Source organism: Streptomyces sp. NPDC023573, assembly GCF_055559735.1.
In genome coordinates this window covers 371006-393282 of the sequence record NZ_JBVHKB010000005.1, presented here as the reverse complement: position 1 = coordinate 393282, position 22277 = coordinate 371006, and the positions used below count along the sequence as shown (strand labels likewise).

Genomic DNA, 22277 nt, shown 5'->3' with positions numbered 1-22277 from the left:
CTCCGGGTCAGACGTCCCGCCGGTCCAGCGACGCGAAGGCGCCGGCCATGACCACCGCGGTCACGCCGAGGATGATCCACAGCGGCTCCCAGTCCGTGGGCCCCGACGTGGTCACCGACGTGTTGTACATCGCTCCGAGCTGGTTGGGGATCGAGTACTCGAAGAGCGCCTCCTGCACGCTGCTGAGTGTCGGCGAGAACATGAAGATCGCCAGCACCAGCGGGAGCAGCACCACCGCGATCATGATCGTGATGGCGCCCGCCGAGTGCCGGATGATCGTGCCGACCGCGAGCGAGAGCAGCCCGAGCGTCGCCACGTAGAGACCGATCCCCACCGTCGAGCGCACCCAGAAACCGGCGTCCGGTGTGGCGCCGTCCAGCATGGCCGTCTGGAGGACGCCGACGATCCCCGTGGTGACCGTGGTGATGGTGAAGGCGAGCAGGAAGAAGACGATCGACTTCGCGATCAGCATCCGCGCCCGGCTCGGGCACGCGGTGAGCGTCGTACGGATCATCCCCGTGCCGTACTCCGACGCGATGGTCAGCACGCCGAGAGTGATCACGCAGATCGAGCCGAGCAGCACGCCGAAGAAGCCGAGGCTGAGCACGGGGGTGTCGTCCAGAGGCGCGTCCGAGATGCTCACGGTGAACGCGGTGAGCAGTCCGATGCCGACGAGGAGCACGATCATCACGCCGAGCGTCCACACGGTGGAGCGCACGGAGCGGATCTTCGTCCACTCGGAGGCGATGGCGTCACCGAGGCCGGGGGTGCGGACGGGGATCGGCGAGGCGTACAGGCCGGGCGGACCGCCCTGGCCCGGCCGGGGCTGCTGGGGGGCCTGGTGCGCCTGCGGGGGCGGCGTCGTGGTCATCGGGGGTCCTCGCTGGTCCTGCGCTCGGGCCGGTCCGCGGTCCGCGCGGGCCCGGCCGGCGGTGCGGCGGCGTACGGGTTCTGTCCCGGGGGCGGCGGGGCGTACCAGCCCTGCTGCGGGACCTCCGGCGGAGGAGGGACGGGCGCGTGACCGGGCGGTCCGTAGGCGGGGGGCGGCGGCTGGAGACCTTCCTTGGCGTCCGCCGTCGAGCGGTAGTCCACGGCGCCCTGCGTCATCCGCATGTACGCCTCCTCCAGCGACGCCTGGTGCGGCGAGAGCTCCCACAGCCGGACGTTTGACGCGTGGGCCAGCTCGCTGATCCGGGGGAGCGGCAGCCCGGTGACGCGCAGGGCGCCGTCCGGCTCGTGCATCACCCCGGCGCCCGCCTCCGCCAGCGACGCCGTCAGCTTCTCCCGCTCCTGGGGCCGGTCGTCCGGGACCCGCACCCGCGCGAAGTCCGCCGAGTTGGCGGAGATGAACTCCTTGATGCTCATGTCGGAGAGCAGCTGCCCGCGCCCGATCACGATCAGATGGTCGGCGGTGAGCGCCATCTCGCTCATCAGATGGCTGGAGACGAAGACCGTGCGGCCCTCGGAGGCCAGCTGCTTCATCAGGTTGCGGACCCAGAGGATGCCCTCGGGATCGAGACCGTTGACCGGTTCGTCGAAGAGCAGCACCTGCGGGTCGCCGAGCAGCGCCGCCGCGATACCGAGCCGCTGGCCCATCCCCAGGGAGTAGCCCTTGGACCGCTTCTTCGCGACGTCCTGGAGCCCGACGACGCCGAGGACCTCGTCCACCCGGGCCGCCGGGATGCCGGCCAGCTGGGCCAGGCACAACAGGTGGTTACGCGCGCTGCGCCCGCCGTGCACGGCCTTGGCGTCGAGCAGCGCCCCGACCTGGCGCGGGGCGTTGGGAAGGCTGCGGAAGGCGTGGCCGCCGATCGTCACGTGTCCGGACGTCGGCCGGTCCAGGCCGAGCATCATGCGCATGGTGGTGGACTTGCCCGACCCGTTGGGACCGAGGAACCCCGTGACGGCACCTGGCCGCACCTGGAAGGAAAGGTTGTGCACGGCCGTCTTGGCGCCGTAGCGCTTCGTCAGGCCGACTGCCTCGATCATTCTCCAGCCCCATCGACTTATCTGTCGTCGGGGCCCAGGCCCGCGGCCGCGCGCCCCCGTCAAGAGTTAGGAGGATAACCAGCCGCCGGCGGTTCCGGCCAAGCCGTACGGTGCTACGCGTCCCGCTTCTTCAGCACCAGGTAGCCGCCGGCCAGCGCCGCCACCACCCACAGCGCCATGATCCCCAGCCCGGCCCACGGGCCGTACGGCGCCGGATCGCTGTTCATGGCGTCCGGGACCACCTGCATGATCTTGGAGCCGGCCTGGTCGGGGAAGTAGCGGGCCACGCTCTTGGCACCGGGGACCGCCGAGAGGATCTGCGAGACGAGGAAGAAGAACGGCATCAGGATGCCGAGCGACAGCATGGAGCTGCGCAGCATCGTGGCCACGCCCATCGAGAAGATCGCGATCAGGCCCATGTAGATGCCGCCGCCGAAGACCGCGCGCAGCACGTTCTCCTCGCCGATGCCGGTGGAGCGGTCACCCAGGAGGGCCTGGCTGAGGAAGAACGTCACGAAGCTGGTGGCGAGACCGACCACCAGGGCCAGGACGCCGGCCACCGCGATCTTGCTGAAGAGGAACGACCCGCGCTGCGGCACGGCGGAGAGCGAGGTGCGGATCATGCCGGAGCTGTACTCCGTACCCACCACCAGGACGCCGAAGACGACCATCGCCAGCTGCCCCAGGACCATGCCCGAGAAGCTCACGAAGGTCGGGTCGAAGGTGGCCTGCTCGGCGGCGGAGAGATCGTCGAACTGGCTGTTCAGCAGTGCGCTCAGGGCCGCGCCCATGGCGACCGTGACGAGGAACGCGGAGATCAGCGTCCAGGTGGTCGACGAGACCGTACGGATCTTGGTCCACTCGGAATTCAGGACCGCGGGTACCGATGCCATCGCCGTCACACCCTCTTCGTGCCGTCGCCGACGACGCCGCCGGCCTGCTGCTGGTTCCACTGGTCGCCCCAGTGCGGGCCCACCGGCGGTGGCGGCCGGTCACCGCCCTGTTCGGAGTGGGCGTGGTATTCCACGGAGCCCGCGGTCATCTGCATGAAGGCCTCCTCCAGCGAGGCCCGCTGGGCGCTGAGCTCGTGCAGCACGATCCCCGCCCGGCCGGCGAGGTCACCGAGCCGCTCCGGGGCCTCCCCGTCGATCTCCAGCGTGCCGTTGCCCGACTCGACCGCGACGATGCCCTCCGCGTGGAGAAGGTCGCGAAGGCGCTCCTGCTCGGGGGAGCGCATCCGCACGAAACTGCGGGAGTTCTCGTGGATGAAGTCGGCCATCGAGGTGTCCGCGAGCAGCTTGCCCTGCCCGATGACGATCAGATGATCCGCGGTCAGCGCCATCTCACTCATCAGATGTGAGGAGACGAAGATCGTCCGGCCCTCCGACGCCAGGGTCTTCATCAGATTCCTGATCCAGTGAATTCCCTCCGGGTCCAGACCGTTGACGGGTTCGTCGAACATCAGGATCTCGGGGTCGCCCAGCAGCGCCGCGGCGATTCCCAGCCGCTGGCCCATACCGAGGGAGAAGCCCTTGGACTTCTTCTTCGCCACCGCGGTCAGACCGACCGTGTCCAGCACGTGCGAGACCCTGCTCGCCGGGATGCGGTTGCTCTGGGCCAGACACAGCAGGTTGTTGTACGCGCTGCGCCCGCCGTGCATCGACTTGGCGTCCAGCAGGGCCCCGATGTGCTTGAGCGGCTCCTGGAGGTCGCGGTAGGGACGGCCGTCGATCCGCACCGTGCCGCTGGTCGGGTTGTCGAGGTCGAGCATCATCCGCATGGTGGTGGACTTCCCCGCCCCGTTGGGGCCGAGAAAACCCGTCACCATGCCCGGTCTGACCTGGCATGACAGATGGTCGACGGCAACCTTGTTGCCGAAGCGTTTGGTGAGGCCGTCGAGCTCGATCATGCGCTCACGCTAGAACGGCCGCGCGCCCGGCGCCACCACAAAGGCGGAACCGGGCACGCAAGGGGTACAGCTGATGTACGTGCCGCACTCAGCGGGTCTGCTGGGCGGGGACGCCACGGGTGGCGGACTCGTCCTCCGCCGGGGAGCCGGCGGCGGCGACCGCGGCACCCGTCAGCGTCGCCAGCATCTCGCGGACGTTGGTCAGCTGGGCGTTGATCGAGTCGCGGCGGTTGGTGAGCGCCGCCAGCTCGCGCTCCGACTCGCTGCGGATCCGGTCGGCCTTGGCGTTCGCGTCGGCCACGATGTCCTCGGCCTGACGCTGAGCCGTCTCCACCGTCTGACGGGCCCGGCGCTCGGCGTCCGTACGGAGCTTCTCGGCCTCCAGGCGGAGCTGCTCGGCGCGGTGCTCGATCTCGGCGAGGCGCTTCTCGGCCTTCGCCTGACGGGACGCGAGGTCGCGCTCCGACTGCTCGCGCCGCTTGGCGAGGTTCGTCTCGAAGTCCGCGGCGGCCTGGGCGGCCTTGGCGCGGGTCTCCTCGAAGAGGGCGTCCGCCTCCTCGCGCTTCTGCTGGGCGTCCTTCTGGGCGTCGGTGCGGAGCGTGCTCGCCTCGCCCTTGGCCTTCTCGACGATGCGGACGCCGTCGTCCTCGGCCTTCGCCTTGCGCTCCGCGGCGAACGTCTCCGCGTCGTTGCGCACCTGCTGGGCGGCCGACTCGGCCAGCTCGCGGTGCTGCTCGGCCGCGCGGCGGGCCTCCTCACGCAGGTCCTTCGCCTCCTCCTCGGCGAGACGGAGGATCTTCTCCACGCGTGCACCGAGCCCGGCGTACGACGGCTCGGCGTCGTTGACCTGGGCCTGGGCGTTCTGCGTTTCGAGGTGGAGCTCCTCGATGCGCTTTTCCAGAGAGGTGATCCGTGCGAGAGCGCTGTCACGGTCGGCGACGATTTTGGTAATGCGGTCGTCCACCTGACCGCGGTCGTATCCACGTCGCACGAGCTCGAAGCCGAAGGGGGAGGAAGGGTCGCTCATGGGGTTCCTGTCGAATGAGACCGGTGAGGTGTTAGAGGGAATCCTAGGGGCCGGAACGGCGTGTCAACGTGAAGATGCCGCTTTGGTATGGAGAATGACACCCCTTTTGAGTGGCTGACCCCCGGAGAGCTTGCGACCCGAAGGTCTGAATGTTCATGGCGAAGTACGGGCGCGGCTACCCGTCCGACGCCTTGCCGCCCGACCGGTTGCCCGCCGCGGCACCGGCCTTGACGCCCCCGGAACCGCCGCCCGACGCCTTACCCGTTCCCCCCGGAGCCTCGAAAGATTCCAACGCCTCCAGGACGTCCTGGACACGGGAGATCTCCGTATTGATGTCCTCGCGCCTGCGGACCAGCAGGTCCAGCTCCCGGCGGCCCTCGTCGACCATCTGCTCCGCCTCGGCCTGGGCGTCGGCGCGCAGTTTCTCGGCCACCCGGGTCAGCTCGGCCTTCTTCGTCTCGGCCTCCTTCAGCAGCGACTCGGCACGCTTCACGGCGGCGATACGGACCTTGCTCGCCTCCGAATTCGCGTCCGCCAGCAGCTCCTTGGCCTGTGCCTCGGCCTCGGCGCGCTGCTCCGTCGCGGCCTTCATCAGCTTGTCGACGCGCTCCCCCGCGGTCTTCATCTGCTCGGAGGTCTCACGCCGGGCGCGCTCGTGCAGCTCCTCGATCTCGCTCTCGACGCGGGCCCTGAGCTCCTCCGCACGCTCCCGGGTGGCGGTGGCGTCCCGGCGGGCGCCGACGAGCAGCTCGTCCGCGTCCGTACGGGCCCTCTCCACCAGGGTGTTGCCCTCGACCGTCGCCTCCGAGGTGATCCGCACCGCCTCGTTGCGCGCGGCGCCGACCATGCTGTCGGCCTGCTGCTCGGCCTCGGTGGCGGCGCGCAGCGCCTCCTCCTGGGCCTTCGCCACGAGCTGGTCGGCCTGTTCGGCCGCGTCGGCACGGCGCTTCGCCGCGGCCTCGCGTGTCTCGTCGAGCAGCCGGTCCGCCTCCTGGCGGGCCTCCGCGCGCAGCTGCTCCGCCGCGGACTCGGCGTCGGCACGCAGCCGCTCCGACTCCTCGCGGGTGCGGGCCGCGTGCTCCTGCGCCGAACCGACGGTCTGCGCCGCCTCCGCGCGCAGCCGCTCCGCCTCGTCGGTCGCCTCTGCGACGAATCGCTCCGACTGCTCGGTCGCCTCGGCGCGGACCCGCTCGCTCTCGGTCGTCGCTTCGGCCATGAGCCGGTCGGCCTGCGCCGCGGCCTCGGACCGGATCCGGTTGGCGTCCTCACGGGCCTCGCCGCGGGCACGCGAGGCGTCCTGCTCCGCCGACGCGAGGGCGTCGGAGGCCTCCGTACGCATCCGCTGGCTGTACTCCGAGGTGTCCGAGCGCAGCTTCTCCGACTCGGCGATGGCCTCCGACACGGTCCGCTCGGCCAGGGCCTTGGCGGCGTCCGCCTCCTCGTGCGCGACCTGCCGGACGCGGTTGGCGTCCTCGGCGGCCCGCTCGCGCTCGGCGTAGGCGTCGGACCTGACCCGGTCCGCCTCCTCCTGCGCCTCGGTCCTCGTCCGCTCCGCCGAGTGCTCGGCGGCGGAACGCAGCCCGGTGATCTCCTCCTCGGCCTGCTCCTGCAGCCCGGCCACGGAGTCCCGCACCTGCTGGGCGGTCTGCTCGGCGGCCGAGACCAGCTCGGAGGCCCGGGTCTCCGCCTCCCCGACCAGCCGCTGGGCCTCGGCCTGGGCCTCCTCCACCCGCTTGCGGGCGGAGGCGAGGAGCTCCTCGCTCTGCTCGCGGGCGCGCTCGCGCTCCTGCTCGGCCTCCGCACGCGCCGAGCCGAGCGCCTCCTCGGCGGCGCGCCGGCGGCGGTTCGCCTCGTCCTGGGCGGCGGCCAGGGCCTCGGCCGCCTCCGCGCCGACCCGCTCGGCGGCTGCCGCCGCCTCGGAACGGACCCGGTCGGCGCTCTCCTGCGCCTCGGTCTTCAGCCGCTCCGCCTCGGCCGCGGCCTCGGTGCGCAGCCGTACGGCCACGGACTCGCCTTCGGCGCGGGACTGCGCGGCGTCGGCGGCGGCCTCCGTACGCAGGCTCTCGGCCTCCGTCGTGGCCTGTTCCTGGAGCGCGCGGATCCGCTCCGCGGCCTCCGCGCGCAGCCGCTCGGACTCCTCGCTCGTCTCGCGGCGGATCCGCTCCGCCTCCGTACGCGCCTGACCGAGCGCCTCCTCCGCGGCGGTGACCCGGGACTCGGCCTCGGTGTGCAGCCGCGTCAGCTCGTCGGCGGCCTCGGCCTTGCGGGCCTCTATGGCCTGCTCGGTCTCCTCCCGCAGGGCCGCGGCCGCGGTCTCCGCGGCGGCGGTCAGGGCGGCTGCCTGCTCCTCTGCCTCGGCGCGCACCTTCTCGGCCTCGGCGCGGCTGCGTTCCAGCGCTTCCTCGGCCTGCTTGCGCAGGGTGGCGGCGCGCTCGGCCGCCTCGGTCCTGACGCGCTCGCTCTCGACGCTCGCGGAGGTCCGCAGCTCCTCGGCGTCGGCCTTGGCCTTGGTGAGCAGCTCCTCGGCGGTGCGGGCACCCTCCTCCAGCTGCTGGACGGCCTCGCGGCGGGCCTCGCCACGGATCCGCTCACCCTCGGCGACGGCCTCGGAGCGCAGCTGCTCGGCCTCGCCGCGCAGGCGGCGGGCCTCCTCCTGCAGCTCGACGGTCTTGGCCCGGTACTCCTTGGTGTCGTCCTTGGCCGCGCCCTTGAGCTGGTCGGCCTGCTCGGCGGCCTCGCCGCGCAGCCGGTCCGCCTCGGCCTCGGCCTCACGGCGGATCCGGTCGGCCTCCTCGCCGGCCGCCCTGGTGGTCGACTTCGCGTCGTCGGAGGCCTTGGTCAGGACCTCCTCGGCGCTACGGGCGGCCTTGGCGAGCTGGGCCGCGGCGTCCTCGGCGGCCAGCGTGCGGGCCTTCTCGGCCGCCTCCGCGACCACCCGCTCGGCCTCAGCCCGGGCGTCGACTAGCGCCTGCTCGGCCTCTTCCTTGAGCGTCTCGGCCTGCTTCGTGGCCTCGCCGACCAGGCGGGCGATCTCGGACTTGGCCGTACGGGTGCGCTGCTCGTTCTGCGACTCGGCGCCGGCCAGCCGCTTGGCCGCGGCCTCCTTCGCCTCGGCGAGGACCTTCTCCGCCTCCAGCCGTGCCTCGCGCAGCCGGGTCTCGGCCTCCTGCATGCGCTGCTCGGCGGTGCGGTTCAGCTCCGCGGTCTGCTGCCGGGTCTGCTCGGTCTCGGAGGTGGCCGTCGAACGCAGCCGCTCGGCGTGAGTGGTCGCCTCCTGGGCCTGCGTGGAGGCCGCGTCGAGCAGCCGCTCGGCGTCCCTGCGGGCCCGCAGCAGCGTGGCCTCGGCCTCGGCACGGGCCGACTCCGCCTCGGAGTTGACGCGCCGGCGGGTCTCGTCCGCGAGCCGGGCTGCCTCGGCGCGGGCGGCGGCCAGCGACTGCTCGGCCTCCGTGCGCGACTCGTCCAGGAGGCGGCGGGCCTGGGACTCGGTCCTGGCCCGCAACTGCTCGGCCCAGGCGACGTTCTCGTTGACGTGGGACTCGACGGTCTGCCGGCGCTCCGCCAGCTCCTGGTCGAGCCGCTGCCGCCGCTGCACGGCCTCGGCGTGCAACTCCGCCTGCAGCCGGGCCTGGTGCTCCGCGTGCTCCTGCAGGATCCGCTGCGTCTGAGCCCTCGCCTCGCGCAGCTCGCGCTCGGCGTCGGTGCGCAGTTGGTCGGCCTGGATCTGGGCGTTACGCAGCATCTGCTCGGCCTGGTAGCCGATGTCCGCGCTGTCGTGTGCGGGACGGGTCGCGAGATTGCGCCGGGCCTCGTGCAGCTTGGCGCGCAAGACCTCGACCTGGTAGCCGAGGTCCTCGGCGTGCTGGACGGCCTTCTCCCGGTCGGTCTTCAGCCGGTCCATCTCGGCTTCGAACCGCGAGAGATGGTCGTCAGCTCGGTGGATCTGCTGGCTTTCGTAGCCCCGCACTGCGCGGTCCCATCCTTCCCCGAGCTCTCAACTTCGTTCGAGCAGGGGATACCCCGACCCTGGTCGCAATTCTCCATGCGAGTACCGCTCGCGGTGAGCGGTCCCCCGGGGAATGGTGACAGATCAACGGCGAGGACGCGGCGCGGCCCCGCCCCGGTCCCGGCCCGGAGCAGCCCACTCTACCGGGCCGGGTACCGGCCGGGTCAGTGCTCGGTCGCCGAGGTGACCAGTTCGGTCAGCACACCGTGGCAGTCCTTGGGGTGCAGGAAGGTGATCCGCGAGCCCATCGACCCGGTCCTGGGCTCGTCGTACAGCACCCGTACGCCCTTCCCGCCGATGTCCGCCGCGTCCGCGTCGACGTCGGCGGTCCCGAACGCGATGTGGTGCACGCCCTCACCGTTCTTTTCCAGCCACTTGCCGACGGCGGAGTCCGCACGGGTCGGTTCCAGGAGCTGGAGGTACGAAGCACCGCCGTCCGAGGTGCCGTTGATCTTCAGCATGGCCTCGCGCACACCCTGCTCCTCGTTGGTCTCGGAGTGGTACACCTCGAAGCCGTAGGTCGCGCGGTAGAACTCGACTGTCCTGTCGAGGTCGAAACAGGCGATTCCGATGTGGTCGATTCGCGTCAGCATGGAACCAGTGCAGCGCCCCGGGGATGGTTACGCAACGTGCGCGCGATCACACCGACAGCCGGATGACGGGCGCCGTACCGCTCAGTACATTCAGGTAAACCCTCGTTCACAACCGATCCCAAGGGGCTGCGCCTCATGTCAGGAACGACCGGAACCACCTCAGTGATCGTCGCGGGCGCCCGGACGCCCATGGGCCGTCTCCTCGGCTCGCTGAAGAGCTTCTCCGGAGCCGACCTCGGAGGCTTCGCCATCAAGGCGGCGCTGGACCGGGCCGGCATCGGCGGGGACCAGGTCGAGTACGTGATCATGGGCCAGGTGCTCCAGGCCGGGGCAGGGCAGATCCCGGCACGCCAGGCGGCCGTCAAGGCGGGCATCCCGCTGAACGTCCCCGCGCTCACAGTCAACAAGGTGTGCCTCTCGGGGCTCGACGCGATCGCCCTCGCGGACCAGCTGATCCGCGCCGGTGAGTTCGACGTCGTGGTGGCCGGCGGCCAGGAGTCCATGACGAACGCCCCGCACCTGCTGCCGAAGTCCCGCGAAGGATACAAGTACGGCGCGGTCGAGATGCTCGACTCGATGGCGTACGACGGCCTGACCGACGCCTACGAGAACATCCCGATGGGCGAGTCCACCGAGAAGCACAACACCCGCCTCGGCCTGGCCCGCGCCGACCAGGACGAGATCGGGGCCCAGTCCCACCAGCGCGCCGCCGCCGCGCAGAAGAACGGCATCTTCGAGGCCGAGATCACCCCCGTCGAGATCCCGCAGCGCAAGGGCGACCCGGTCCTCTTCGCCAAGGACGAGGGCATCCGCCCCGAGACGACCGCCGAGTCCCTGGGGAAGCTGCGCCCGGCCTTCACCAAGGACGGCACGATCACGGCGGGCACCTCCTCGCAGATCTCCGACGGCGCCGCCGCCGTCGTCGTCATGAGCAAGGCGAAGGCCGAGGCCCTGGGCCTGGACTGGATCGCCGAGATCGGAGCCCACGGCAATGTCGCGGGCCCGGACAACTCGCTCCAGTCGCAGCCGTCCAACGCCATCCGGCACGCCCTGAAGAAGGAGGGCATCGGCGTCGAGGACCTCGACCTCATCGAGATCAACGAGGCCTTCGCGGCCGTCGCGGTCCAGTCGATGAAGGACCTCGGCGTCACCTCCGACAAGGTCAACGTCAACGGCGGCGCGATCGCGCTCGGCCACCCCATCGGGATGTCCGGCGCCCGTGTGGTGCTGCACCTGGCGCTGGAGCTGAAGCGGCGCGGCGGCGGCACCGGGGCGGCGGCGCTGTGCGGCGGCGGCGGCCAGGGCGACGCGTTGATCATCCGCGTACCGGGCAAGTAGTCCGTACGAGCGAGCGAGGAGGCCGAGCGTGAAGGTGGACGTCCCCACCCTGGTCGAGCAGGCACGTGAGGGCAGGCCGCGTGCGGTGGCCCGGCTCATCTCCCTGGTGGAGGGTGCCTCGCCGCAGCTGCGTGAGGTGATGGCCGCCCTGGCGCCGCTGGCCGGCCACGCCTACGTCGTCGGCCTGACCGGATCGCCGGGGGTCGGGAAGTCCACCTCGACCTCGGCCCTGGTCTCGGCCTACCGGAAGGCCGGCAAGCGGGTCGGCGTCCTGGCCGTCGACCCGTCGTCGCCGTTCTCCGGGGGCGCGCTCCTCGGGGACCGGGTCCGGATGTCGGAGCACGCCTCCGACCCGGGCGTCTACATCCGCTCGATGGCCACCCGGGGGCACCTGGGCGGCCTCGCCTGGTCGGCGCCGCAGGCGATCCGGGTGCTGGACGCGGCGGGCTGCGACGTGATCCTGGTGGAGACGGTGGGGGTGGGCCAGTCGGAGGTGGAGATCGCCTCCCAGGCCGACACCTCCGTCGTCCTCCTCGCCCCGGGCATGGGCGACGGCATCCAGGCGGCCAAGGCCGGAATCCTGGAGATCGGCGACGTGTACGTCGTCAACAAGGCCGACCGGGACGGCGCGGACGCCACCGCCCGCGAGCTCAACCACATGCTGGGCCTGGGCGAGTCCCGGGGACCCGGCGACTGGCGGCCGCCGATCGTGAAGACGGTCGCCGCCCGGGGCGAGGGGCTCGACGAGGTGGTCGAGGCCCTCGAGAAGCACCGGGCGTGGATGGAGGAGCACGGCGTCCTGGCCGAGCGGCGCACGGCGCGTGCGGCCCGCGAGGTCGAGACGATCGCGGTCACCGCGCTCCGCGAGCGGATCGCCGATCTGCACGGCGACCGCCGGCTGGACGCCCTCGCGGAACGGATCGTGGCCGGAGGCCTCGACCCGTACGCGGCGGCGGACGAGCTGGTCGCGGGACTCACCGGCGGGAACTGACGGCCCCCGGGCGGCGTGCGGGCCGCCCGGGAGCCGCACCCGCCGTGTCCGGAAGGACCGTTCTCCCCGCCTGACAGGGCGTGAAAAGATGCCGCGCACGGGGCGCGTGCGGTGCGCGCCGGTCATGCACCTCGGGGGACGCATGCTGGAGCCGTTGCGCGAGGACGCACCGAGACGTATCGGGCCGTACGCCGTGCTGGCGAGGCTCGGCGCGGGCGGCATGGGTGAGGTGTTCCTCGGGCTGCGCGACGGCTCCGGCGACGACGCCGCTCCCGTCGCGGTCAAGACGGTCAGGCGTGACGTGGCCCAGGACCCCGGCTTCAGGCAGCGCTTCCGCCGCGAGATCGAGGTCGCCCGGTCGGTGACCGGCCCCGCCCTGGCCCCCGTGCTGGACGGTGACGCCGACGCCGACGTGCCCTGGCTGGCCACGGGCTACGTCGCGGGCCCGACCCTGTCGGCCGCGGTGCGCCGGTCGGGCGCCCTGGAGGAGGAAGAGGTCCGGATGCTCGGGGCGCGGCTCGCCCGGGCCCTGGGCACCGTCCACGAAGCGGGCGTCGTGCACCGGGACGTGAAACCCGGCAACGTCCTGCTCGCCGGCGACGGGCCGCGCCTGATCGACTTCGGGATCGCCCGCGGCGCGGGCGCCACCCCGCTCACGACGACCAGCCGCATGATCGGCAGCCCCGCCTTCATGTCCCCGGAGCACGTGGCGGGCAGCGGACGCGTGGTGCCCGCCTCCGACGTCTTCTGCCTCGCTTCCGTCCTCTGCTTCGCGGCGACGGGACACGACCCGTTCGGCGACGGCCCGGTGGCCGCGGTGCTCTACCGGGTGAAGTACGTCGAGGCGGACCTCGACGGAGTGCCCGGCGCCCTGCGCGCGGTGCTCCGGGACTGCCTGGTGGCCGACCCCGCCGCCCGCCCCGGCCCCGCGGAACTCGCCGCCCGGCTGGCCCCGGAGGGCTCGGTGGGCTGGCCCGGCCCGGTGGCGTCCCACATCGCCGAGTACGAACGCGAGCTCGCCTCCGTCCGGGCGCTGGGCGGGCCGCTGCTGCCGGGATACACCCCGACCCAGGCGGCCACGGGCAGCCGGACACCCCTGGACCAGCTGCCCACCCAGGGGCCCGGCCTTCCGCCCGGCGATGCTCCCGCCCGCCCCGCTCGCCGCCGGCGTCTCCTCGGAGCGGCCCTGGCCGCGATCGTCCTGGCCGGGGCGGCCACGGGAGGTCTGCTCGCGCTGCGGGACGACGGCAAAGGCGGCGGCGGGGGCGCGAACGAAGGAGGCGGCGAGGGCGGAAAGGCCCCCGCCCGGATCATGGCGGGCGTCGACACGGGGGGCGGGCCGGAGAATTCCGGCACCGTGTCCTACGGCCGTGAAGTCCGCCCCACCGGCTGGAAACCGTGGAAGGGCGAGCTCGCCGGCACCCCGCTCGGCTGCGCCGCGGGCCGGGACGTGCTGGTGTGCAGGCGGGTGGACGGTTCGTACGAGGCGGTCTCGGCGGCGGACGGCAGGCGGCTGTGGGAGTACGCGACGGACGAGGAGCAGTCGGTGGGCGCCCGCATCAGTCCCACCGGGCAGTTCTTCATGCCCGGCGGGTCGACCCGCCCCGCGGTCCACGACGACACGGTGTTCTTCGCCACCGGCAACCGCCTCGTCGCGGTGGACGCCCTGACGGGGAAACCCCGCTGGGACATCCGCTCCGGCGGGGCGTTCCTGCTGGACAGCGCCCCGCTCGTCGCCGACGGGCTGGTGTTCGCCGACATCGGCGACCGGCCCAGCGGTTCGGAGGTCGCCGCCTTCGACCTGCGGACCGGCAAGGAGGTATGGCGGAAGCCGCTCGTCGCCGAGGACCTGGCCAAGGCCCAGGAGGACGACTTCTGGCCGCTGGCCACCAGGGACGGTGTGCTCTACATCCGCAACGAGGAAGGGCTGCGGGCCCTGCGGACGAAGGACGGAGCGGAACTGGGCCGGATGACCGACGAGGACAACCGGTGCAGGGGGGCGCTGTCACGTCCCGACCACGTGTACTGCGGCTCGTACTCCGGCGGTGGCGTCACGCTGAACCGGCTCGACGCCGACTCCCTGGACGTCACCGGGCAGATCTCCGTGCCCTCCGCCGAAGTCAACGAGGCGCCGCTGGTGGCGGTCGACGATCATGTGAGCGTCCTCGTGCGCGGCGGCCTTCCCTGGGAGGACGACCCGGTCGGTCCGGAGATCGTCCTGATGCGGCGGGACAGCGACAAGGTGCTGGGCCGTTACCCGCTCGACAGGAGGACCGCGGGCTCGCCGACCAACCCGGCGTCGGTTCCCGTGATCACCGAGGGCACCCTCCTCTGGGCCGACACCACTCATCTGTACGCCGTCGCGCTGAACGACGGGGGCACACCGGGACCCGTCCGCCGGACCGCCCTGGCGGGCTCGCCCGGGCCCGTCGCCGAGCCGGAGTACGACGTACTCGAATGGGGTGTGCGGATGGACAAGGAGAACCTGCCGCCCGAGCTCCTGCCCACCGGCGGAGCCGTCCATGTCGTGTACCACCAGGGCATCGTCCTCTCCGTAGGGCTGCCCGGTCCGGACGCCTCATGATCGGGCCCCTGCCCCCCGGCAGCCGCACCCGCATCGGCCCGTACAGGCTCCTGGGGCTGCTCGGCGCGGGAGGCATGGGCGAGGTGTACCTGGCGCGGCCGGACCACGCCCCGGCGGTTCCCGGTGAGCCCCTCTCCGGTCTGGTCGCCCTCAAGACCGTGCTCGCCGGACTCGACCTCGACGACGGGTTCCGCATCCGCTTCCGCCGGGAGATCGAGGCGGCCGGTGCCGTGCGCAGTCCGCACACGGCGGCTCTCGTCGCGGGCGACGCGACCGGTACGTCCCCCTGGCTCGCCACGGAGTACGTCCCGGGCCCGTCGCTCGCCGAGGCGGTCTCCCGCACGGGCCCGCTGCCCGAGGCCGTCGTCCGTGCCGCCGGTTCCCGCCTCGCCCTGGCACTCGCCGACATGCATGCGGTACGGGTCCTGCACCGCGACCTCAAACCGGGCAACGTCCTGCTCGGTGCCGACGGGCCGAAGGTGATCGACTTCGGTATCGCCCAGGCTTTCGAGGCCACCCAGCTGACCCGGACAGGGGTGGTGGTCGGCAGTCCCGGTTACATCTCGCCCGAACATGTCAACGGCTCCCGGGCACTGGTCCCCGCCTCCGACGTCTTCTGCCTGGGCGCGGTGCTCGCCTTCGCCGCGACGGGGCGCGGCCCGTTCGACGACTCCGACATGGCCGCCGTGATCTTCCGTATCGCACACGGCGAACCCGAACTGGACTCGGTGCCGGCCGGGCTGCGCGGCGTGATCGAGCAGTGCCTCAGCGGCCGGGCCGATGACCGGCCGGAGCCGGCGGAGCTGGCCCGCCTCCTGCTGCCGGACGACCCGCCCGAGCCCTTCCCGTGGAACGGACGGGTGGCGGAGCAGCTCACCGCCCACGCGGCGGCGGCCGTGGCGTGCGCCGAAGCGGCCGGCCCCGGACACGTCCCGTGGACGGCCTCAGCGGCCGCCCACGGACCCACGGTGGGACCGGGGCCCTCGGGCGGGACGGCTGCCGGGAGGCGCGGCCGGCGGTGGCCGGTGCTCGCCGCCGCAGCCGCTACGGTCTGCGCTGTCCTCGCTGTCCTCGCTGTCGTCCTGGTGCCGCGCCTCCTCGACGGGAGCGACGGCGGCGGGACACCCGCGGCGGGCGGCGGAACCGCGACACCCCGGCCCGCGGCCTCCCGCGCAGAGGCGGCGGGCGTGGTGATCCCCGACGCGGACGCCGGGCGCACGGGCGACTTCGGGGCCCGGGGCGCGGACGAGGCCTTCCGACCCGCCGGCTGGCGGCCGTGGAAGCACGGGCAGAAGGTCGCCGAGTACGGCTGTGTCCTCGCGGGCCCCGTGCTCGTCTGCTCGGGCGAACGGGGCGTCACCGCGCTGGACGCCTCTTCCGGCGAGCAGCGCTGGACCGTGCCTGAACCACGCGGCGCGGCGACCCCGGGCACCGCGGGCCATTCGATCGCCGCTGTCCAGGCGGACACCGTCTACGCGTTCATGGGCGACGCGCTCGTGGGACTCCGGCTCGGCGACGGCAAGCGGGTGTGGCGGAAGGCCCTGCCCGAGGGACACATCGGTATGGGCCCCTTGTACGCGGACGGAGTGCTCTACTACGTCGCGCAGCCGGAGGGCGGCGACCGGGGCACGCTCGTCGCCCAGCAGCTGACGGCCGACCGTGCCGAGAAGTGGCGCAGACCATATGCCGAGTTCGTGTTCACGCTGGTCGCCGGCGGCGGCCGGCTGGCGGCGGTCGGGAGCGGCATCGACGTCTTCGACCTGGAAACGGGCCGGCCTGAGGCCCGGGCCGCCGACGGGTACACCGGCTGCGGACACCCGGTGCTGGCCGGGAAGCAGTTGCTCTGCTCCGGTGAGGACGGACTCACGGTGCTGGATCTCTCCGATCCGTCGAAGCGCCGCGGGATGGCCGAGGAGGTGACGATCCGCGTCAAGCCGGCGGTCTCGCGCGACGGCACGGTCGTGGTGTCCACCGGACAGGATGTGTACGCGTACGGGCTGGCCGACGGTCGGCGGCTCTGGAGCAGCGTCGAGAAGTACGGCCTGGACATCGAGGTCGACGACGTGCTGATCTCGGGCGACAGCGTCCTGCTCGCCAGGGGGTCGAGTGTCCACGCCTACGACGTGAACGCGTCGGGGGACGGCAGGCAGGAGACGGACTCGAAGTTCTTCGCCGGTCCGGTCGACGGTGAGTCCGACGTGCTCGCCGCCGGTGACGTGGTCTTCCTGTCCTTCACCGACGGCACGGTCCTGTCCGGCTTCGCGCCGTGAGGCGGAGCCGGACAGGACCGCGGAGCCCGTGACCGGGGGACGGGTCAGTCGTCGTCACCGTCGTTGTCGTCGTCGTCCCGGTCCACGGTGACCTTGCCGCTCTTGCCGTCGACGTGCAGCTCGTGCTGCTTGCCGTCCTTGCCCGTGACGTCGACGTCCCAGCGCAGCGCACCCCGCTTGTCGTCGTCATCGTCGTCATCCAGGTCCACCGACGTCACCGTGCCGGGCTGCGCGCCGAGCGCCGCCTCCACCGCGGCGTCCAGGGACACGGCCGCCGAGCGGGGCGCGTGCCGGTCGCGGTCGTCGTTGTCGTCGTCCTCGCGGTCCGAGAGCACCTTGCCGTTCGCCGCGTCCACGGTCACGTCGTGCCAGCCCTTGTCGGAGCCGTACACGTCGAGCTCCCAGACCGCCCGGTCGCTGTCGTCGCCGTCATCGTCCAGCTCGGCCTCGGTGACGGTGCCGGGGACGGCCTTCAGCGCGGCGTCGGCGGCCTCGCCGACGGTGGTGCGTCCGCTCTTCCGCTCCCCGCTGCCGCCTGCCGCCCGGTCCGCCGTGGCCGTCCGGTCGTCCTTGCCGCCGGTGTCGGAGTCCGCGAAGGCGGCGGTCGTGGCGAGTCCGCCGCCGACCAGTACGGCCGCGGTGAGGGTGGCGATGGCGATGTTGCGCTTCATGGTGGGTTCCTCCCCGATGGGGTGTGCTTGCTGAGCGACGGGAACCACACTGGCCCGCCGAGGCTGAACGCAGCCTGAAGCCGCCTGAAGACGTCTTCAGGTTCGGTTTGCGAAGCTGTCCCCATGCGCCTGTTGATCGTGGAGGACGAGAAGCGTCTCGCGACGTCCCTCGCGAGGGGACTCACCGCCGAGGGCTTCGCCGTCGACGTCGTGCACGACGGCCTGGAGGGCCTGCACCTGGCGGGCCAGGGCATCCACGACCTCGTGGTCCTCGACATCATGCTGCCCGGGATGAACGGCTACCGGATCTGCGCCGCCCTGCGCGCCGCGGGGCACGAGATGCCGATCCTGATGCTGACCGCGAAGGACGGGGAGTACGACGAGGCGGAGGGCCTGGACACCGGCGCCGACGACTATCTGACCAAGCCGTTCTCGTACGTCGTGCTCGTCGCGCGGGTCCGCGCGCTGCTGCGCCGCCGCGGTGGCTCCGCCTCGCCGGTGCTGACCGCCGGCACGCTGCGGATGGACACCGCCGCCCGCCGCGTCCACCGGGGCGAGGAGGAAGTCACCCTCACCGCGAAGGAGTTCGCCGTCCTGGAGCAGCTCGTGCTGCGGGCGGGCGAGGTGGTGAGCAAGGCGGACATCCTGGAGCACGTCTGGGACTTCGCCTATGACGGCGACCCGAACATCGTCGAGGTCTACATCAGCACGCTGCGCCGCAAGCTCGGCTCCGCGTCGATCCGCACCGTACGGGGCGCGGGTTACCGGCTGGAGGCGCTGTGAGGTCCGTACGGGCCAGGGCCGCCCTGGGCGCCACCCTCGTCGTCGCCGTCGCGCTGACCGTCGCGGGGCTGGCCGTGCTGCTGGTGCTGCGCGGCAACCTGACGGACCGGGCGGGACTGGAGGCCGAGGTGACCGCACGGGAGGTGGCGGGGGAGCTGGCGCTGGGCACGGCGTACGCGCGGCTGGAGGCGGGCGACGAGGACAGCCACCCCGTCCAGGTCACCGACGACGAGGGGCGCGTGGTGGCCGTCTCCAAGGATCTGGAGGCCATCTCGGGGACGGGCACGGCACAGGTCGTACCGGTCTCCCCGGCGCCGGCCACCGGCCCGGGCGACGATGACGACGACGATGACGACGACGGGGCCGGCCCGCCCCGCAGCGAGGTCTCCTCCGACCCGCCGGACTTCACCAACGGCACCGCCACGGTCGACGGGGAGAGGGCGGACTACCGCTTCGCCGCCGTCGAGGTGACCACGAGGGAGGACGTCACCCTGACCGTCCACGCGGGCGCCCCGCTCGCGGCCGAGCAGGAGGCCGTGGACACCGTACGCAACTCCATGCTGACCGGACTGCCCGTCATGCTGCTCGTCGTCGCCGGGGTGACCTGGCTGGTCACCCGGCGCGCACTGCGCCCGGTGGAGGGCATCAGGCGGGAGCTGGCCGCGATCACCGCGTCCGAGGACCTCGGGCGCCGCGTGCCCGAGCCGGACTCCCGGGACGAGATCGCGCGGCTGGCCCGTACGACCAACGAGACCCTCACCGTGCTGGAGGCCTCGGTCGACCGGCAGCGGCGCTTCGTCGCCGACGCCTCCCACGAACTGCGCAGCCCGATCGCCTCGCTCCGCACCCAGCTGGAGGTGGGTGAGGCCCACCCGGAGCTGCTGGACGTGCCCGGCGCCGTCGCCGACACCGTACGGCTGCAGGGGCTGGCCGCCGACCTGCTGCTGCTCGCCCGGCTGGACGCGGGGGAGCGCCCGGGGCGCACGGCGGTCGACGTGGGCGCGCTGGTCCGCGAGGAGGTCTACCGGCGTGCGGCGGACCGGATCGCGCCGGAGGTCTCCGTGGCGGACACCGGGACGCTCGAAGTCAGCGGATCACGCGGTCAGCTGGCCCGGGTGGTGGGCAACCTGCTGGACAACGCCGAGCGCCACGCGGAGCGTTCGGTCGCCGTCTCGGTACGGACGGACGGGGCCGATGTGCTCGTGGAGGTCACGGACGACGGAGCGGGCGTGCCCGAGGCCGAACGCAACCGGATCTTCGAGCGTTTCGTACGCCTGGACGACGCCCGCAGCCGCGACGACGGCGGGGCCGGGCTCGGCCTGGCCATCGCCCGTGACGTGGCCTCCCGGCACGGAGGCACACTCACGGTGGGCGAAGGGGCGGGCGGCGGCGCGCGGTTCACCTTGCGGCTGCCGGGGCGGCCCGGGGCGGGAGCGGCCGACGCCGGCTGAGGTCCGCCCTATGGCTTGCCGCGCCGGCCGCGCAGGTGCTCCGCGATCGGGGTCAGCGCCGCGTGCAGCGCGGCGAGCTCATCGGGGGAGAGCAGGTCCATGAAGTGCCGCCGCACCGACTCGACATGGTGCGGCGCGACCTTCCGCATCGTCTCGCCGCCCAGATCGGTCAGGACCGCGAACAGCCCCCGCCGGTCGGACTCGCAGTGCTCGCGCCGGACCAGGCCGGCGTTCTCCATGCGGGTGATCTGGTGGGAGAGTCTGCTCTTGGACTGCAGGGTGGCGGCGGCGAGATCGCTCATCCGCAGACGCCGGTCCTCCGACTCCGAGAGGTTGACCAGGATCTCGTAGTCGTTCATGGTCAGGCCGAACGGCTGGAGGTCCTTCTCCAGCTGATGCGTCAGCAGCCTGCTGACGTCCAGGTGGGTGCGCCAGGCGCACTGCTCCGCATCGGTCAGCCAGCGGGTGGCCGTCTCGGTCTCCATGTATGGATTCTACCTAAGATGTTGAAAGCCGGACGAAGTCTGGGAGTGTGACTCCTCGCACGCACTGCCGGGCGTCACACTCCGCAGACTACCGTTCACAGCCCGAAGCGACGCTGGAGGTCCCCCAGCTGACCGGGCATGCGAGGTGCGGAGCCGTGTTGACCGCCGCCGCCCGGCACGCCCGGCTCGTGCGGGACGGCGCCGGTCGCCTGCTCCGGCATCAGCGCCTCGGACGACTGGAGCAGCACCGTGCCCGCCCCGACGAACTCGAACTGGTGCTCCTCGCCGGAGGTGCCGCCGATCCCGGTCAGCGAGCGCAGCCCGCCCATCACGCCCGTCATGTAGGCGTGATCGTAGTGGTGGCACGGCGAAGGGCAGTCCGCCCATCCCACCAGCGCCTGCGGATCCACCCGCAGCGGCGGCTCCATGAAGACCACCGGGCCGTTGGACGCGGCGACGAACTTCCCCGTTCCGATCAGGGTCAGGAAGCCCGGCACGATCGACTGCTTCAGCGCCAGGGTCGGCTGGTAGGCCAGCAGATTGCCGGACCGGATCGTCAGGTTGCCGTCCTCCAGGTCGAAGGAGTTCACGTCGAAGGCCCGGTCGGCGAGCAGCATCTTGCCGCTGCCCTCGGCCACCACCCAGTCGCTCGCGTGCAGCGGGGAGTGGAAGCTCGTGCGGATCAGCCGCTCGAAGCGCCCGTGCCCGATGCCGTTGAACTCGATCCGCCCGTAGTAGGCGATCATCTTGCCCTTCTGCAGGAACCACTGGCTCCCCTTGAGCTCCACGCAGAAGGTGTAGGCGTTGACGTTGTCGTCCGACGGCAGCGTCATCGGGTCGTGAATCACCGGCGTGCTCACAGCTTCTCCTCCGATGCCTGGACGTACACCGCTCCGTTGCCGCTGAGCTCCAGCTGGAACGCCTCGCCGGAACCGCGTCCCACCATGTCGCGCCAGCCGAGCGCGGTAGACAGCTTGTTCGTCACGTCCCCGTGGTGGGCGACGTATGCCTGGGGGTCGACATGCACCGGCCTGCCCGGCGTGATCGGCAGCTCGACCACCCCGCCGTGTGCCATCACGGCGACCGCGCCGTGCCCCTCGAGCGTCGTCGTGAACAGGCCCTGCCCGGTCACCTGGCCGCGCACCATGCCCATCACCCCGCCCTGCGAGCCCATGAACATGGTGCCCTGCCGGAGCGTCCCGTCGAAGGCGAGCAGCCGGTCCGCCTCCACGTACAGGGTGTCGCCGGCGAGGTCGATCACCTGGATGTGGTGTCCGCCGTGGCCGAACATCACCGTGCCGTTGCCCTCGACGGTCATCAGCGGAGTCGCCTCGTTCGCCACCCGCCGGCCGATCATCGACCCCAGGCCCCCCTGCCCGCCCTGGATGTTCGGGGTGAACGAGACGTCGCCGCGGTAGGCGAGCATCGCGCCGCGCTGGCTGTACAACGTCCGGCCGGGGCCCACCACGGCCTCGACCATCTTCGAGTTGATCTCACGGAACGGCATCAGACGTCGCCTCCGACGGTGTTCCGCTCGCTGGGCTGTACGTGGACCAGGCCGTCGCCCTCGAAGCGGATCTGGAAGGACTCGCCGGAGCCCTCGCCCATGAGCGTCCGGAAGTTGACCCCGGACTGGAAGTGCTGCTGGAGGCTGCCCTGGTGGGCGATGTAGGCGCCCGGGTCGACGGTCAGCGGGTACTGGGGTGTCACCCGCAGCACGACGGCGGAGCCGTCCGACATGATCGCCGCCTGGCCGGTGCCCTCGACGGTCGTGGTGAACAGGCCGTTGCCGCTCGCCCCGCCCCTGAGCCCCGTGAAGGTGGTGCCGGTGCGCAGCCCGGCGTCGGTGGCCAGCAGGTTGCTCGCCTCGACGTACAGCGTCTCGCCGTGCAGCGAGACGAGGTTGATCTCGCTCGCCCGGTCGGCGAAATAGCAGGTGCCCTGCCCCTTCACCTCCATCATCTCCATCTGCTCGCCGGTCAGCCGGCGGGTCACCATCCCGCGGAGGCCCTCGCCGCCGCCGGACATCTTCTTGAACGCCATCCGGCCGTCGTACGCGACCATCGAGCCGTTCTTCGCCTTGACGGCGTCGCCTGTCAGGTCGACGGCGAGCGTCTTGCTGCCTTGGAGTCGGAACATCGCCACAGGGCGACGTTAGCCGCAGGGGAGCCCGGCCCGAC

General features: G+C 72.2%; 18 protein-coding genes. 6 read left to right on the top strand and 12 right to left on the bottom strand.

Annotated features, from left to right (window positions below):
• Positions 1–7: 7 nt before the first annotated feature.
• The 7 genes from ACZ32T_RS18785 to mce all read right to left on the bottom strand — a co-directional run bounded on the left by ACZ32T_RS18785 (position 8) and on the right by mce (position 9524).
• Positions 8–871, bottom strand: a complete 864-nt coding sequence (locus ACZ32T_RS18785; protein WP_467266031.1) for an ABC transporter permease — start codon at positions 869–871, stop codon at positions 8–10.
• Complete coding sequence (locus ACZ32T_RS18780) at positions 868–1989, bottom strand: ABC transporter ATP-binding protein (RefSeq protein WP_467367851.1); 1122 nt, start codon at positions 1987–1989, stop codon at positions 868–870. The genes ACZ32T_RS18785 and ACZ32T_RS18780 overlap by 4 nt, the downstream gene beginning before the upstream one ends.
• Positions 1990–2102: 113 nt before the next feature.
• On the bottom strand, positions 2103–2882 hold the full coding sequence (locus ACZ32T_RS18775) for an ABC transporter permease (protein ID WP_467266027.1): 780 nt from the start codon (positions 2880–2882) through the stop codon (positions 2103–2105).
• Between the two features lie 5 nt (positions 2883–2887).
• Positions 2888–3898, bottom strand: a complete 1011-nt coding sequence (locus ACZ32T_RS18770) for an ABC transporter ATP-binding protein (protein WP_467367849.1) — start codon at positions 3896–3898, stop codon at positions 2888–2890.
• A gap of 88 nt (positions 3899–3986) precedes the next feature.
• Positions 3987–4925, bottom strand: a complete 939-nt coding sequence (locus ACZ32T_RS18765; RefSeq protein WP_356711566.1) for a coiled-coil domain-containing protein — start codon at positions 4923–4925, stop codon at positions 3987–3989.
• A gap of 175 nt (positions 4926–5100) precedes the next feature.
• Positions 5101–8892: a polarized growth protein Scy gene (scy, locus tag ACZ32T_RS18760; protein WP_467367847.1), complete on the bottom strand. Its 3792-nt coding sequence runs from the start codon at positions 8890–8892 to the stop codon at positions 5101–5103.
• 203 nt (positions 8893–9095) lie between these two features.
• Positions 9096–9524 carry a methylmalonyl-CoA epimerase gene (mce, locus tag ACZ32T_RS18755; RefSeq protein WP_467266021.1) on the bottom strand — a complete coding sequence of 143 codons (429 nt, stop codon included), beginning with the start codon at positions 9522–9524 and terminating at the stop codon, positions 9096–9098.
• A gap of 135 nt (positions 9525–9659) precedes the next feature.
• On the opposite strand from mce, the gene ACZ32T_RS18750 reads away from it, so the two are divergent.
• The 4 genes from ACZ32T_RS18750 (at position 9660) to ACZ32T_RS18735 (ending at position 16707) form a co-directional block, all read left to right on the top strand.
• Positions 9660–10862 carry an acetyl-CoA C-acetyltransferase gene (locus ACZ32T_RS18750; RefSeq protein WP_467266019.1) on the top strand — a complete coding sequence of 401 codons (1203 nt, stop codon included), beginning with the start codon at positions 9660–9662 and terminating at the stop codon, positions 10860–10862.
• 28 nt (positions 10863–10890) lie between these two features.
• Positions 10891–11853, top strand: coding sequence for a methylmalonyl Co-A mutase-associated GTPase MeaB (gene meaB, locus ACZ32T_RS18745; RefSeq protein ID WP_362936533.1), 963 nt, complete (start codon positions 10891–10893; stop codon positions 11851–11853).
• 124 nt (positions 11854–11977) lie between these two features.
• Positions 11978–14437 carry a protein kinase domain-containing protein gene (locus tag ACZ32T_RS18740; protein ID WP_467367845.1) on the top strand — a complete coding sequence of 820 codons (2460 nt, stop codon included), beginning with the start codon at positions 11978–11980 and terminating at the stop codon, positions 14435–14437.
• Positions 14434–16707 (top strand): protein kinase domain-containing protein, encoded by a 2274-nt coding sequence (locus ACZ32T_RS18735; protein ID WP_467367843.1) that lies wholly within the window; start codon positions 14434–14436, stop codon positions 16705–16707. The genes ACZ32T_RS18740 and ACZ32T_RS18735 overlap by 4 nt, the downstream gene beginning before the upstream one ends.
• 44 nt (positions 16708–16751) lie before the next feature.
• On the opposite strand, the gene ACZ32T_RS18730 is transcribed toward ACZ32T_RS18735, so the two are convergent.
• A complete protein-coding gene (locus ACZ32T_RS18730) occupies positions 16752–17378 on the bottom strand; it encodes a PepSY domain-containing protein (protein WP_467266013.1) in 627 nt (208 codons plus the stop codon).
• 123 nt (positions 17379–17501) lie between these two features.
• On the opposite strand from ACZ32T_RS18730, the gene ACZ32T_RS18725 reads away from it, so the two are divergent.
• Together ACZ32T_RS18725 and ACZ32T_RS18720 are read left to right on the top strand one after the other, a co-directional pair.
• Complete coding sequence (locus tag ACZ32T_RS18725) at positions 17502–18161, top strand: response regulator transcription factor (RefSeq protein ID WP_467266011.1); 660 nt, start codon at positions 17502–17504, stop codon at positions 18159–18161.
• A complete protein-coding gene (locus tag ACZ32T_RS18720) occupies positions 18158–19612 on the top strand; it encodes a sensor histidine kinase (RefSeq protein ID WP_467367841.1) in 1455 nt (484 codons plus the stop codon). Before ACZ32T_RS18725 ends, ACZ32T_RS18720 begins: the two co-directional genes overlap by 4 nt.
• An 8-nt stretch (positions 19613–19620) precedes the next feature.
• Here the strand turns inward: ACZ32T_RS18720 and ACZ32T_RS18715 are convergent, their stop codons facing one another.
• The 4 genes from ACZ32T_RS18715 to ACZ32T_RS18700 form a co-directional block, all read right to left on the bottom strand.
• Positions 19621–20097 (bottom strand): MarR family winged helix-turn-helix transcriptional regulator, encoded by a 477-nt coding sequence (locus tag ACZ32T_RS18715; RefSeq protein ID WP_467266007.1) that lies wholly within the window; start codon positions 20095–20097, stop codon positions 19621–19623.
• A 95-nt stretch (positions 20098–20192) separates the two neighbouring features.
• Positions 20193–20957, bottom strand: coding sequence for an AIM24 family protein (locus ACZ32T_RS18710; protein ID WP_467367838.1), 765 nt, complete (start codon positions 20955–20957; stop codon positions 20193–20195).
• Positions 20954–21604, bottom strand: coding sequence for an AIM24 family protein (locus tag ACZ32T_RS18705; protein WP_467266003.1), 651 nt, complete (start codon positions 21602–21604; stop codon positions 20954–20956). Before ACZ32T_RS18705 ends, ACZ32T_RS18710 begins: the two co-directional genes overlap by 4 nt.
• Positions 21604–22236, bottom strand: a complete 633-nt coding sequence (locus ACZ32T_RS18700; protein WP_467266251.1) for an AIM24 family protein — start codon at positions 22234–22236, stop codon at positions 21604–21606. The genes ACZ32T_RS18705 and ACZ32T_RS18700 overlap by 1 nt, the downstream gene beginning before the upstream one ends.
• Positions 22237–22277 lie beyond the last annotated feature (41 nt).

What these genes read in the sequence shown, in the direction of transcription:
- ACZ32T_RS18775 (WP_467266027.1), bottom strand. Translation starts at nt 2,882, where the DNA reads ATGGCATCGGTACCCGCGGTCCTGAATTCCGAGTGGACCAAGATCCGT.
- ACZ32T_RS18735 (WP_467367843.1), top strand. Translation starts at nt 14,434, where the DNA reads ATGATCGGGCCCCTGCCCCCCGGCAGCCGCACCCGCATCGGCCCGTAC.
- ACZ32T_RS18730 (WP_467266013.1), bottom strand. Translation starts at nt 17,378, where the DNA reads ATGAAGCGCAACATCGCCATCGCCACCCTCACCGCGGCCGTACTGGTC.
- ACZ32T_RS18740 (WP_467367845.1), top strand. Translation starts at nt 11,978, where the DNA reads ATGCACCTCGGGGGACGCATGCTGGAGCCGTTGCGCGAGGACGCACCG.
- ACZ32T_RS18725 (WP_467266011.1), top strand. Translation starts at nt 17,502, where the DNA reads ATGCGCCTGTTGATCGTGGAGGACGAGAAGCGTCTCGCGACGTCCCTC.
- ACZ32T_RS18705 (WP_467266003.1), bottom strand. Translation starts at nt 21,604, where the DNA reads ATGCCGTTCCGTGAGATCAACTCGAAGATGGTCGAGGCCGTGGTGGGC.
- ACZ32T_RS18780 (WP_467367851.1), bottom strand. Translation starts at nt 1,989, where the DNA reads ATGATCGAGGCAGTCGGCCTGACGAAGCGCTACGGCGCCAAGACGGCC.
- mce (WP_467266021.1), bottom strand. Translation starts at nt 9,524, where the DNA reads ATGCTGACGCGAATCGACCACATCGGAATCGCCTGTTTCGACCTCGAC.
- ACZ32T_RS18785 (WP_467266031.1), bottom strand. Translation starts at nt 871, where the DNA reads ATGACCACGACGCCGCCCCCGCAGGCGCACCAGGCCCCCCAGCAGCCC.
- ACZ32T_RS18765 (WP_356711566.1), bottom strand. Translation starts at nt 4,925, where the DNA reads ATGAGCGACCCTTCCTCCCCCTTCGGCTTCGAGCTCGTGCGACGTGGA.
- ACZ32T_RS18715 (WP_467266007.1), bottom strand. Translation starts at nt 20,097, where the DNA reads ATGGAGACCGAGACGGCCACCCGCTGGCTGACCGATGCGGAGCAGTGC.
- ACZ32T_RS18700 (WP_467266251.1), bottom strand. Translation starts at nt 22,236, where the DNA reads ATGTTCCGACTCCAAGGCAGCAAGACGCTCGCCGTCGACCTGACAGGC.
- ACZ32T_RS18750 (WP_467266019.1), top strand. Translation starts at nt 9,660, where the DNA reads ATGTCAGGAACGACCGGAACCACCTCAGTGATCGTCGCGGGCGCCCGG.
- ACZ32T_RS18770 (WP_467367849.1), bottom strand. Translation starts at nt 3,898, where the DNA reads ATGATCGAGCTCGACGGCCTCACCAAACGCTTCGGCAACAAGGTTGCC.